General features: G+C 46.6%; 12 protein-coding genes. 5 read left to right on the top strand and 7 right to left on the bottom strand.

Annotated features, from left to right (window positions below):
• Positions 1–168: 168 nt before the first annotated feature.
• Together FIU99_RS03775 and tadA are read left to right on the top strand one after the other, a co-directional pair.
• Positions 169–1,728 carry an AbgT family transporter gene (locus FIU99_RS03775; protein ID WP_006959618.1) on the top strand — a complete coding sequence of 520 codons (1,560 nt, stop codon included), beginning with the start codon at positions 169–171 and terminating at the stop codon, positions 1,726–1,728.
• Positions 1,729–1,943: 215 nt separating this feature from the next.
• Positions 1,944–2,453 (top strand): tRNA adenosine(34) deaminase TadA, encoded by a 510-nt coding sequence (gene tadA / locus FIU99_RS03780; protein ID WP_006959617.1) that lies wholly within the window; start codon positions 1,944–1,946, stop codon positions 2,451–2,453.
• 42 nt (positions 2,454–2,495) lie between these two features.
• Here the strand turns inward: tadA and FIU99_RS27680 are convergent, their stop codons facing one another.
• Positions 2,496–2,630, bottom strand: a complete 135-nt coding sequence (locus FIU99_RS27680) for a hypothetical protein (protein ID WP_006959616.1) — start codon at positions 2,628–2,630, stop codon at positions 2,496–2,498.
• A gap of 212 nt (positions 2,631–2,842) precedes the next feature.
• Positions 2,843–4,369 carry a membrane-bound lytic murein transglycosylase MltF gene (gene mltF, locus FIU99_RS03785; RefSeq protein WP_039951728.1) on the bottom strand — a complete coding sequence of 509 codons (1,527 nt, stop codon included), beginning with the start codon at positions 4,367–4,369 and terminating at the stop codon, positions 2,843–2,845.
• A gap of 314 nt (positions 4,370–4,683) precedes the next feature.
• On the opposite strand from mltF, the gene purL reads away from it, so the two are divergent.
• Entirely contained in the window at positions 4,684–8,580 is a 3,897-nt protein-coding gene (gene purL, locus FIU99_RS03790; RefSeq protein WP_006959613.1) for a phosphoribosylformylglycinamidine synthase, read from the top strand.
• A gap of 167 nt (positions 8,581–8,747) precedes the next feature.
• Positions 8,748–9,098: a DUF3622 domain-containing protein gene (locus FIU99_RS03795; RefSeq protein WP_006959612.1), complete on the top strand. Its 351-nt coding sequence runs from the start codon at positions 8,748–8,750 to the stop codon at positions 9,096–9,098.
• Between the two features lie 58 nt (positions 9,099–9,156).
• On the opposite strand, the gene FIU99_RS03800 is transcribed toward FIU99_RS03795, so the two are convergent.
• From FIU99_RS03800 to purM, 5 genes are all read right to left on the bottom strand, one after another.
• Positions 9,157–9,348, bottom strand: a complete 192-nt coding sequence (locus tag FIU99_RS03800) for a DUF4250 domain-containing protein (protein WP_006959611.1) — start codon at positions 9,346–9,348, stop codon at positions 9,157–9,159.
• Positions 9,348–9,554, bottom strand: coding sequence for a YaeP family protein (locus FIU99_RS03805; protein WP_006959610.1), 207 nt, complete (start codon positions 9,552–9,554; stop codon positions 9,348–9,350). Before FIU99_RS03805 ends, FIU99_RS03800 begins: the two co-directional genes overlap by 1 nt.
• 126 nt (positions 9,555–9,680) lie before the next feature.
• Positions 9,681–10,331 carry a tellurite resistance TerB family protein gene (locus FIU99_RS03810; RefSeq protein ID WP_152472039.1) on the bottom strand — a complete coding sequence of 217 codons (651 nt, stop codon included), beginning with the start codon at positions 10,329–10,331 and terminating at the stop codon, positions 9,681–9,683.
• 116 nt (positions 10,332–10,447) lie between these two features.
• A complete protein-coding gene (gene purN, locus FIU99_RS03815) occupies positions 10,448–11,089 on the bottom strand; it encodes a phosphoribosylglycinamide formyltransferase (RefSeq protein ID WP_006959608.1) in 642 nt (213 codons plus the stop codon).
• A gap of 3 nt (positions 11,090–11,092) precedes the next feature.
• Positions 11,093–12,133 (bottom strand): phosphoribosylformylglycinamidine cyclo-ligase, encoded by a 1,041-nt coding sequence (gene purM / locus FIU99_RS03820; RefSeq protein ID WP_006959607.1) that lies wholly within the window; start codon positions 12,131–12,133, stop codon positions 11,093–11,095.
• 178 nt (positions 12,134–12,311) lie between these two features.
• Here purM and upp point away from each other — a divergent pair, with 178 nt between their 5' ends.
• Complete coding sequence (upp, locus tag FIU99_RS03825; RefSeq protein ID WP_019275559.1) at positions 12,312–12,938, top strand: uracil phosphoribosyltransferase; 627 nt, start codon at positions 12,312–12,314, stop codon at positions 12,936–12,938.
• Positions 12,939–12,994 lie beyond the last annotated feature (56 nt).

Genomic DNA, 12,994 nt, shown 5'->3' on the forward strand with positions numbered 1-12,994 from the left:
CTTTGTTGCGTAGTAATGGCAATTTTGCAAAATATGTCTCCAAATATGGAAAAACCTCTGGAATCTTGTGCTTTTGAGGGGGCAATTTAATAAAATGTGTAGCTGAAAAATAGGTCGTCACAACAATTATTACAGGCCTAAGGCAACAACATCACATATGGAGTTACCATGAGTAACCAAGCAGTAAATAAAGCACCATCGTCCAAGCCGAATGGCATGGATCGCTTTCTTAATTTTATAGAACGAGCTGGTAATAAAATCCCGGATCCGGCCATTCTGTTCTTCTGGGCACTGATCATTACTTGGGCTGCGTCTGCACTTTTGTCGAATGTTTCTTTCGACCTTCTAAACCCTCGAACTGGCGAAGCTCTTACCATCACTAACCTTCTGACAGGTGAAGCACTAGCAAGTTTCCTTGCTAACATGGTGACAACGTTCACTGGCTTTGCACCACTTGGTATCGTTCTAGTAGCGATGTTGGGTGTAGGTGTTGCCGATTCTTCTGGCTTCATCACCACTGGCCTTAAGAAGATGCTGAACTTCACGCCAGCAAAACTTCTTACTCCAATGCTAATTCTTGTAGCAATCGTATCGCACACTGCTGCTGATGCGGGCTACGTTCTGGTTATTCCTCTTGGTGGTATCATCTTCCACGCTGCAGGTCGTCACCCTCTAGCGGGTATCGCGGCAGCGTTCGCAGGTGTATCAGGTGGTTTCTCTGCAAACTTCATCCCTTCAGGTATTGACCCTCTATTGGCTGGCTTTACTCAAACAGCCGCGCAGGTTCTCGATCCTGAGTACGTGGTTAACCCTCTAGCGAATATCTTTTTTACTGGTCTATCTTCAGTAATCATTGTGGCTATCGGTTGGTATGTAACTGAAAGAATCATCGAGCCACGTCTAAAGAACACTCCAATCGACGAAGACGCAGAGAAAGCACCAGATCTAGGTTCTTTCACTGAGCTTGAGTCTAAAGCGTTTCGTTACGCGGGTTGGGCTATGATGGCGGGCATCGCACTTCTTGTTGTGGCGCTTATCCCAGAAAATTCTGCACTGCGTTCACCGGAAGGTGAGATCACAGCGTTCTCTGCGCCAATCATGAAGTCTATCGTTCCGTTGATCTTCATCCTGTTTATCATTCCGGGTTACGTTTACGGTCGCGTTTCTGGCACGTTCAAGACAAGTAATGACATCATCAAAGCGATGGCGGACACCATGTCTACGATGGGCGCATACATCGTAATGTCGTTCTTCTGTGCACAATTCCTATCTGCATTCGCGCAATCAAACATCGGTACTATGCTAGCGCTATACGGTGCAGAAGGTCTGAAAGCGATGAACCTACCAGGTGAAGCAACAATCATTGGTATGATTCTTCTAACGGCTTCTGTAAACCTTCTAATCGGTTCTGCATCAGCGAAATGGGCACTGATTGGTCCAATTCTGGTGCCTATGCTAATGGCTGTTGGTATTTCTCCAGAACTATCACAAGCGGCATACCGTGTGGGTGACTCTGTTTCGAACATCATCTCACCTCTGATGGTATTCTTCCCTCTAGTGGTTGTTTACTGCCAGCGCTACGTGAAGTCGACTGGTATTGGTACGCTAGCGTCATTAATGATGCCATTCTCGATTGCTATGCTAATCGGTTGGTCAATCTTCCTAGTGGCTTACTGGATGTTAGGCATTCCGCTAGGTATTCAAGCACCATACACTTACACAATGTAAATACGGTCAGATTTGGCGCTGTAGCAGTTATTAACTGCGCAACACCAACTATTTAGGTATTAGGATTTTAAAAGCGCTGGTCGAAAGACTGGCGCTTCTTTTTAGTGCTAAGAAGTAGTTTATGTGAGGTGCTCTGCGTCCTGCTTTCACTTCCGCGTTCATACGGGTAGAATTTGCTACCCCTAGCCGTTTACTTATACAACCGGAGCTTCCTTTTGTCAGATTCACAGTTTTCCCCTCAAGACGAGTTTTTCATGCGCCGTGCTATGGAGTTGGCGGCTCAGGCCGAAGCTGAGGGAGAGGTTCCAGTTGGGGCCGTACTAGTGAAAGGTGGTGAGATCGTTGCTGAAGGATGGAATCAGTCAATTGGTCATCATGATGCGACGGCTCATGCTGAAATGCAGGTGCTGCGTAAAGCCGGCCAAGTACTGGAAAATTACCGACTGTTGGATACAACATTATACGTTACGCTAGAGCCATGCCCTATGTGCGCGGGGGCCTTACTCCATAGCCGAGTGAAACGCATTGTTTATGGTGCTCCGGACTTAAAAGCGGGGGCTGCAGGAACAGTACTCAATCTGTTTGAACATCAAGCGGCGTATCACTATGCCGATATTGAACAAGGACTGATGGAAGAAGAGTGTCGAGGCCAGCTTCAGGCGTTCTTTAAGCGTCGTCGTAAAGAGAAAAAAGCGCAAAAACAAATGAAGCGTTCAGAAGGGTAGGGTTTTCAGCAAACACCTGATTCAAGGTGTTTGCCAACTGGTTTATGCACAAATTAGCTGCATAAAAGCTCGATGACGGGCAATGACTTTCTTCTTGTTATTGCTGAGCATTCTTTTACGGCGGTTTGCCGCAACGGTTTTATTAAGGCGTTTTGACTGCATTTTACGTCTACGCATAAAACAACCTCCTACTGTGGGTTAGAACTCTATGATTGCTTTCTGTATCGAAGGCATTGATTACGTTATGTAACTCGTCTTTTACCAGCCAATTGTTACCATTTAAATAATGCTACCGAAAAGGCTGGCTCACGATACTATGTTTGGGTCAGGCAAGTAAAATTCAAGTGCCCAACCATTAATCAATGGCTGGGCACTTTAACGGTTTGTTTCTATTCTTGTATTTCTTCAACTGGCGCCGCTGAAGATACCGCTGAAGCTGCTGAGATAGGGCTGTCTGGCACTTCAATCACGGCGAGATCATCAATGTTGACATCACTGTTGTCCGTGGTCTGCTGTTCGACATGGCCGATGATACTCTGGTAATAGCGGCGAATATTCTCGACGTAGTTTCTCGCTTCATCACCGCGTGCATAGCCATAGCGGGTTTGGCTGTAGTACTTTTTCTGGCGCAGCAACGGCAGGCGATCTTTCACATCAGCCCACGCATCTGGGTTACCGCCTTGCTTCTTCGTGAGTCTTCGGGCATCCATCATGTGACCATAGCCGACGTTATACGATGCAAGGGCAAACCAAATTTTTTCATGCTCATCAATGGAGTCGGGGATGCGAGACACCATTCGTCGCAGGTAATCAACACCTCCACGAACTGACTGCTTAGGATCGAGACGATTGGTGACGCCAACACTTTTAGCGGTTGGCAGTGTCAACATCATCATGCCTCGTACACCTGTCGGAGATTTAGCAAGCGGGTTCCAGTGCGATTCCTGATAAGCCAGTGCCGCCACGAGTCGCCAGTCAAACTCATCTGAGTATTCTTTAAACAGAGGTGACCATTGTGGAAGCTTAGAGTCGAGCGCACGAATAAAAGCTCGGGTATCAACGTAATCGAAGCTGCCAATATGACCGATATACTTTTCTTCTAAAGAGGCTAGGTGACCAGATTGTTTGGTGTAGCCGAAGAATTCGATCATAAGCGCATAAAGGCTTTCATCTTCAGAACGACGAACAAACCAAGAGATTGGCTGATCTTCTGTCAGCTCGAATGCGAGCGCAATATCGGGATAGATACGTTGTGATAAAGAGACTTCGACTGAATCGGCAACAGTGAACATCAGCTCTCCATCAGATACTTGTTTTAGTAGATCACTCACTTCAGCATCTGGGTCAACTTCAAAGGCAAAGTCAGGGTGCTCTTCTTGTTTGATGGCGCTCAGAGTTTGTTTAACGTGAGAGTCACTGATGATTTTAAGGATAGGAAGCTCTTCACCATCATCTGTTGGTACGGGGTGGATATTGAGGAGTTGCTCTAGGTTGCGTGGTCGTTTCTTACCTTTTTTATACACAACTTGCTGGCTGACGTAGTAGTAAGCGGGGCCAGGTCGGAATCGCTCCATACGTTCAGGTGACTGAGTCAAACCTGCAGCAATAATGTCGATTTCACCTTTGGCTAGCGCAGGATATAACGACGAGATACGGTAGGCTGGTTTCATTTCCAACTGCACACCAAGCTCATTGGCGAATTCGCGGGCCAGTTCGTAATCCAAACCTGCTGGGCCATCAGGACCGATATAGTAAGACAGCTGGTTATTCAGAGTGCCGACACGTAACACACCACGCTCACGTATCTGGTCTAAATCACTTTTGGGCTCTGACTCAATTTGACAGCCGGATAACATCAATACAGAAAACAGCAAGGCGCTGATTGATGTCCAACGGTTCAAGTAATGCTTCTTCATTCACATCATTCTCATACTTCCAGTAGGGCATTTATATCAAAGTGTCATAACAAGGCAAGACAATCAGAGTCACTTCGGGTTAAAGATTTAAAATTGGGATTTTTGCTGTAATTCAAATTTGACGAAAAAAATGACGCAAACGGTTGCTTTTGGTGTTACATCACAAAAATAATTCCTTTATAATGCGCCCGCAAAGGAGAGGTGAAATCGGCATAGGTTTTTAATCCTTAGGGAATAGCTTCGAAGTAAAACAGTCTAACCCACTGAATTTATTCCAATATCACCTTAATCAATTGCATAAGAGACCTAAGCACATGAGAATTTTGCGTGGCTCCCCAGCTCTTTCTGAGTTTCGTGTTAACAAGCTTCTAGAGCTTTGTCGTGAATTAAGCTTACCTGTAACAGGTATTTACGCTGAGTTTGCTCACTTTGCTGAATTATCAGCAGATCTTGATTCTCAAGAAGTTGAGAAGTTGGAAAAGCTCCTAACTTACGGTCCTACAATTGAAGAGCACGAGCCTGCAGGTCTTCTTCTACTTGCTACTCCTCGCCCTGGCACTATCTCGCCTTGGTCTTCAAAATCGACTGACATTGCTAATAACTGTGGTCTAGATAAAGTCGTTCGTCTAGAGCGTGGTACGGCTTACTACATCGAAACACCAGCAGAACTTTCTGAGCTTCAACTCGTTGAGCTAAAGGCGATCCTTCACGATCGTATGATGGAAGTAGTTTTCACAGATTTTGACTCTGCCGCTGCACTTTTCCAAGTTGCGGAACCAGCACCAGTTGCTGATGTTGATCTACTTAATGGCGGCCGCGCTGCGCTTGAAAACGCAAACGTTACCCTAGGTCTTGCACTTGCTGATGACGAAATTGAATACCTTTACGATGCGTTCGTAAACAAGCTAGACCGTAACCCAACTGACATCGAGCTCATGATGTTTGCACAAGCGAACTCAGAGCACTGTCGTCACAAGATCTTCAATGCAGACTGGACTATCGACGGTGTTAAGCAAGAAAAGTCTCTGTTCAAGATGATCAAGAATACCTTCGAAACCACACCAGAAAATGTACTGTCTGCTTACAAAGATAACGCAGCGGTAATGGTAGGTTCAGATGTAGGTCGTTTCTTCCCGAACCCAGAAACTCGCCAGTACGGTTACAATCAAGAGAAAGCGCACATCCTAATGAAGGTGGAAACGCACAACCACCCAACGGCTATCTCTCCTTGGCCGGGCGCATCTACTGGCTCTGGTGGTGAAATCCGCGACGAAGGCGCAACAGGTATTGGCGGTAAGCCAAAAGCCGGTCTAGTTGGTTTCACGACATCTAACCTACGTATTCCTGGTTTTGAACAGCCATGGGAAACAGACTTCGGTAAGCCGGGTCGCATCGTTAACGCACTAGATATCATGCTCGAAGGCCCACTTGGTGGCGCGGCGTTCAACAACGAATTTGGTCGTCCAAACTTACTGGGTTACTTCCGTACTTACGAAGAAAAAGTGAACTCTCACGCCGGTGAAGAGGTTCGTGGTTACCACAAGCCAATCATGATTGCTGGTGGTATGGGTAACATCCGTGACGAGCACGTGCAGAAGAAAGAGATCCCAGTCGGTGCAAGCCTAATCGTTCTTGGTGGTCCTGCAATGAACATCGGCCTTGGTGGCGGTGCAGCATCTTCAATGGCGTCTGGTCAATCCGCAGAAGATTTAGACTTTGCTTCAGTACAGCGTGAGAACCCAGAGATGGAGCGTCGCTGTCAGGAAGTGATCGACCGTTGTTGGCAACTTGGCGATGCTAACCCAATTGCGTTCATCCATGATGTGGGCGCGGGCGGTATCTCTAACGCACTTCCAGAGCTTGTAGACGATGGCGAACGTGGTGGTATCTTCCAACTGCGTGACGTACCAAACGACGAACCAGGCATGAGCCCACTTGAGATCTGGTGTAACGAATCTCAAGAGCGTTACGTAATGGCAGTTGCGCCAGAGAACATGGAAGTATTCGACGCAATCTGTAAGCGTGAGCGTGCACCATACGCAGTAGTCGGTGTTGCAACAGAAGAGCGCGATCTGAAACTAGAAGATTCACACTTCGACAACACGCCAATCGACATGCCAATGGACGTACTTCTAGGCAAGACGCCTAAGATGCACCGTGATGCAAAAACGCTAAAAGCGAACAACCCAGCAGTAAACCGTGACGGCATTGAGCTCAACGAAGCAGCAGATCGCGTTCTACGTCTTCCAACGGTTGCAGAAAAAACATTCCTAATCACGATCGGTGACCGCACGGTGACTGGTCTTGTTGCGCGTGACCAAATGGTTGGCCCGTGGCAGGTTCCAGTAGCAAACTGCGCAGTAACCGCAGCAAGCTACGACACTTATCACGGTGAAGCGATGTCGATGGGTGAGCGTACACCAGTTGCCCTACTAGACTTTGGTGCTTCAGCTCGTCTGGCTGTTGGTGAGGCAATCACGAACATCGCTGCGACAAACATCGGTGATATCAAACACATTAAACTGTCTGCAAACTGGATGTCTCCAGCAGGTCACCCAGGTGAAGATGCAGGTCTTTACGAAGCGGTTAAAGCGGTGGGTGAAGAGCTATGTCCAGCACTTGGCCTAACGATCCCTGTGGGTAAAGACTCAATGTCGATGAAGACCAAGTGGGAAGAGAATGGCGAGCAGAAAGAAGTTACTTCGCCACTATCTCTGATCATCACTGCGTTTGCTCGTGTTGAAGATGTTCGTAAGACAATCACTCCGCAATTACGCACAGACAAAGGTGACACGTCACTGGTTCTTATCGATCTAGGTAACGGTCAAAACCGTCTAGGCGCAACAGCACTAGCACAGGTTTACAAGCAGCTTGGTGACAAGCCAGCAGACGTAGACAACGCAGCACAACTAAAAGGTTTCTACGAAGGCGTTCAAGCACTTGTTGCGAACGACCAAGTAGTGGCATACCACGATAAGGGTGATGGCGGTCTATTCGCTACGCTTGCTGAGATGGCATTCGCAGGTCACTGTGGTGTTAAAGCGGACATCGCTGACCTAGGTGATGACGCACTAGCAGCGCTATTTAACGAAGAGCTAGGAGCAGTACTTCAGGTTAAGAATGATGATCTAGACGCTGTATTTTCAACGCTAGCTGCGAACGGCCTTGAAGCATGTTCACACGTTATCGGTTCTGTTGAAGCGTCAGACGAGCTAGTCATCACTTCTGGTGACACAGTGGTTCTAGAGCGTAACCGTACTGAACTACGTACTATCTGGGCTGAGACAACGCACAAGATGCAAGGTCTACGTGATAACCCAGCATGTGCTGACCAAGAGCACGAAGCGAAGAAAGACAACTCAGATCCAGGTCTGAACGTGAAACTAAGCTTTGATGTGAACGAAGATATTGCAGCGCCATATATCGCGAAAGGCGCTAAGCCTAAGATGGCAATCCTACGTGAGCAGGGCGTTAACTCTCACGTTGAGATGGCAGCAGCGTTCGACCGTGCAGGCTTTGAAGCGACTGATATCCATATGAGCGATATCCTAACGGGTCAAGCTGTTCTTGAAGAGTACCAAGGCCTAGTGGCTTGTGGCGGTTTCTCTTACGGTGACGTACTAGGTGCGGGTGAAGGTTGGGCGAAGTCTATCTTGTTCAACGAGCAAGCTCGTAACCAGTTCGAAGGCTTCTTCCTGCGCGAAGATACGTTCTCTCTAGGTGTGTGTAACGGCTGTCAGATGCTATCGAACCTGAAAGAGCTAATCCCGGGTGCAGACCTATGGCCACGCTTCGTTCGTAACGAATCTGAGCGTTTTGAAGCTCGGTTCAGCCTAGTGGAAGTGCAGAAGTCTGATTCTGTCTTCTTTGACGGTATGGAAGGTTCTCGTATGCCAATCGCAGTGTCTCACGGTGAAGGCCGCGTAGAAGTACGCGATGCAGACCACCTAGCGGCGATTGAAGCATCAGGAACGGTTGCAGTGCGTTACGTGGACAACCACGGTAATGCAACTCAACAATACCCGAACAACCCGAACGGTTCACCAAACGCAATCACAGGTCTAACGACTCAAGATGGCCGCGTGACTATCATGATGCCGCACCCAGAGCGTGTATTCCGCACAGTGGCGAACTCTTGGTCTCCAGAAGGCTGGGGCGAGAATGGCGCTTGGATGCGCATGTTCCAAAACGCACGTAAGAACATCGGTTAATCGACTTTAATCGTCACTACAAAGTAAACGCGCAGATCGTAAGGTCTGCGCTTTTTTATTTGTTGAAAAATCTATAGCCAAGGGCTCTTTTTTGCGCTCTAATACCGCGCTTGCCAAGGGATGGCTAAATCCCTCAATACTCCATTAGAATCCCTTAGGAAATGAATATGTCGAACAACAAAAAATTTGCCATTCGTGTGACTGAAAAGCGTAACGGTTGGTGTGCAGAAATTACTCGCCAAGTGACTTCACGTAAAACATCTGTATCTAAGCGAGAAGCAGGCTTTGAAACAGAAGCTCTAGCGCAAGAATGGGCGGACAAAGAGCTAGCTGGTTTTATTCAAAACCAAGCGGCACGTAACGAACGAAAAGGCGAAGCACGTAAAGTTCGTGTTGAACGTGAAGAGCGCCTAGCGCAAGAAGCCGCTGAAAAGAAAGCACGTTACGAAGAAGCGAAGCGCGCAGCCGCAGCGCAAGCTGAATTAGATGATGAAGATGACTTTTTCGACGAAGAGTAATCACTTCTAATAAAAAACCGCCTGCTTAGGCGGTTTTTTGTATCCGATAACGCTTTGATTAGCGAAATTGTCCTGCTTCTGGTAGGAAATCAAAACCTGCGGAAGCGAGTTTAGTCTCCAGTGCTGACTTATCGATATCAAAATACGTCGCCAGCTTATCTAAATCACCACCAAAGTCATCTCGTAGTTTCATGTTGACGATGCTCATCAGCATTATTGGATCCATCGTCTCAAAGTTCGCCAAGTTCATTATTTATCCTCGAAATCTGAAATCAGCAGATTCGCTGCGGCAAACGCCGCTTTGTCTCTTACATGTTGCGGTAGACTAGTATCCGCCGCAATATCGTTTAACGCTCGTAGTGAACAAGTAATCGCTTTAGGCACATAGGCTTGGTCGCCACTGCCGATTTGCGCGTAGAGCTCGCGGACTAAGTCGCAGCAATCATATACTTTCATGTTGTTAACCTAATAATTAAATGAGAACTGCTCTCAAATATACACAGGCTGTCAATGAAACTCAAAGCAGCTGTTTGTTCTGGCTCAAACTCTAGGCTGAGCTGCTGGATCTTTATTCGCTTTGGCTTAGTTTTGCAGTTGTTGTTCAAGCTGCAAAGTCACTTCTGGTGCTAGTTGTAACTGCTTGGCTAACTCCTGCAAATAGGTTTTCTCCATGAAATTCTGTTCATCGACAACAATTAGAGACGCGAGATAAATCTCTGAAGCTTGTTGTGGTGATTGAGCGAGCCGAGCAATTTCGCTTGGATCGAGAGGTTTGTTTAGCTCATTGTGTAGCATGGTCTGTAACCCAGCATCCGCACCTGCTTCTTTCAGCGTGGATTCTATGCGCTGCATTTCTTCTGCATCGACATGACCATCAGCTTTTGCAGCAGCAATCATAGCTTTGATGATGAGCTCGTTATGAATAGCATCGTGGGCATTAAAATCTTCTTGTGATGAAGCGGTACTTTGTTTGCCCTGCCAGTTATTGTAAACGGTATAAGCCAGTGCCCCTAAAGCCGCCGCACCACCAATTTTGAGTGCATTTTTGCCGACCTTTTTGCCAAGTTTTTTACTTTTTTTAGACCCCATGAGTAGGTTGACTAAGCCACCACCCACAGCGCCTGCTCCAAGGGACTTTAGCGTGTTCGAACCGGACTGTTGCTGCACTTTTTGTTGACCCTGACGAACAAGGTCTGAGTTTAACGCTTGATTTAATAAACCTTTCAAATCCATTCCGGACCTCCTTAGTTTTGTTCAGACTAAATCAGGTGAGATGAATAGAAGATTAATACGTGATAACAAAAAGGCGAGCATTCAGCTCGCCTTTTCATATATTGTTTTCCGAAATGTTATTCTTGGGCGTACCCATGAGTTCCCAGTAGCTTGCCATCAAGATAAGCTTCCTTCTCATCTTTCATTACCAAACGTTCTTCAACTAGCCACTGTACGACCAGAGGATAAATCTTATGTTCTTGCGTTTGAACACGTTCGGTTAATGTCTCAACTGTATCTTCATCGAAGATAGGCACTTTAGCCTGTAGGATTACCGGCCCACCATCCAGTTGTTCAGTAACAAAGTGAACACTGGTGCCGTGTTCTTCATCTCCGGCATGAATGGCTCGCTGGTATGTGTTCAGGCCTGGGTATTTCGGTAGTAGAGAAGGGTGGATATTGATCATTCGACCTCTGTAGTGGCGAACGAATTCGCCACTTAAGATGCGCATGTAACCCGCGAGTACAATGACATCTGGCTTGTATTCATCAATCTGCTTCATCAATTCATGATCAAACGCGTCGCGTGTATCGAATGATTTCGGATCCAAAGAGTGTGCGGCTGCACCTGCTTTCTTAGCACGCTCTAAGCCATAAGCTGTTGCTTTGTTTGAAAAAACAGCGGTCACTCGGCCAGTACTGATCTTGGTTTCACAAGCATCAATAATCGCCTGTAAGTTCGAACCATTTCCTGAAACTAAAACAACAATACTCTTCATAATTTATTTGATCTCTACTTGTTCTTCATCTGCACTTGCATTGGCGATTTCACCAATAATCCATGCTTTCTCGCCTTCTGCTTCAAGCAACGCCACTGCCGCGTTTGCTTGTTCTTTTGGCAGCGCAATCACTAGACCAACACCACAGTTGAATGTGCGGTACATTTCATGAGTGGTCACATTGCCTTTTTCTTGCAGCCAGTTGAAGATCACCGGCCATTCCCAGCTATTGCCATCGATAACGGCTTTGGTGCCTTCAGGCAGGACACGAGGAATATTTTCCCAGAAACCACCGCCAGTGATGTGAGAAATGGCATGGATATCATGCGCTTCAATCATTTTAAGCGCAGATTTAATGTAAATTTTTGTTGGCTCTAGTAAGTGCTCACCAATAGTACGACCCGCTAACTCTTCGTTTTTATCCGCGCCTGATATTTCGAGAATCTTACGAATGAGTGAATAGCCATTTGAGTGAGGACCACTTGAACCTACCGCGATAAGCGCATCACCTGCCGCGACTTTGCTGCCATCGATAACGTCTTCTTTTTCAACTACGCCGACACAGAATCCCGCGACGTCATAATCTTCGCCTTCGTACATGCCAGGCATTTCAGCGGTTTCACCACCAATTAGAGCACAGCCAGCTTGAATACAACCATCTGCAATGCCAGTAACGACGTCGGCAGCAGTGTCTACATCCAGCTTGCCAGTTGCGTAATAATCTAGGAAGAATAGCGGCTCAGCACCTTGAACAATCAAGTCATTAACGCACATAGCGACAAGATCGACGCCGATGGTGTCATGTTTGTTCATATCCAGTGCAAGGCGTAGTTTTGTACCAACACCATCAGTACCTGAGACAAGTACCGGCTGCTTATATTTTGTTGGTAGCTCGCACAAAGCACCAAAACCACCAATACCACCCATTACTTCTGGGCGACGAGTACGTTTAACGGCACCTTTGATGCGGTCTACTAGTGCGTTACCTGCATCGATATCTACGCCAGCGTCTTTATAGCTAAGAGAAGTGTTATCAGCACTCACAAGGAAGTCCTCAGTTTGAAAGTTGGATATGAAATCGGCGCTATTCTAACAGCGGACAAACCAATATAGCAAACGTTTGCGCTGGTTTTTTCTTTTGTTCTATCGCAAGAAATTGAGAACGAAATCGTTTATAATCTGAAGGTTTGTTTAAAAATCACCTATGTATCCGGAGATGGAAATGAAAGTTGTTGAAGTAAAACACCCTCTTGTTAAACACAAACTTGGTCTAATGAGAGAAGGTGAGATCAGCACTAAGCGCTTTCGTGAGCTAGCAACTGAAGTTGGTAGCCTACTGACTTACGAAGCAACTGCAGACTTTGAAACTGAGAAAGTAACCATTGAAGGTTGGAATGGTCCAGTAGAAGTAGACCAGATTAAAGGCAAGAAAGTAACGGTTGTGCCAATCCTGCGTGCAGGTCTTGGTATGATGGATGGTGTTCTTGAGCATATGCCAAGCGCTCGTATTAGTGTTGTTGGTATCTACCGCGATGAAGAAACACTAGAGCCAGTACCATACTTTAACAAGCTTGCTTCAAACATGGATGAGCGTATTGCTCTGGTTGTTGACCCAATGCTAGCTACTGGTGGTTCGATGATCGCTACGATCGATTTGCTGAAAGAGAAAGGCTGTAAGTCTATCAAGGTTCTTGTGCTTGTTGCTGCTCCAGAAGGTATTGAAGCGCTAGAAAAAGCACACCCAGATGTTGAACTGTTCACTGCGGCTATCGATGAGAAGCTAAACGACAAAGGCTACATCGTTCCTGGTCTTGGTGATGCAGGCGATAAGATCTTCGGTACAGTATAAATCGAAGATTGAAAGAAAATTATAAAGGGAGCCATTGGCTCCCTTTTTATGATCAT

Source organism: Vibrio sp. THAF64, assembly GCF_009363455.1.
GTDB lineage: Bacteria > Pseudomonadota > Gammaproteobacteria > Enterobacterales > Vibrionaceae > Vibrio > Vibrio coralliilyticus.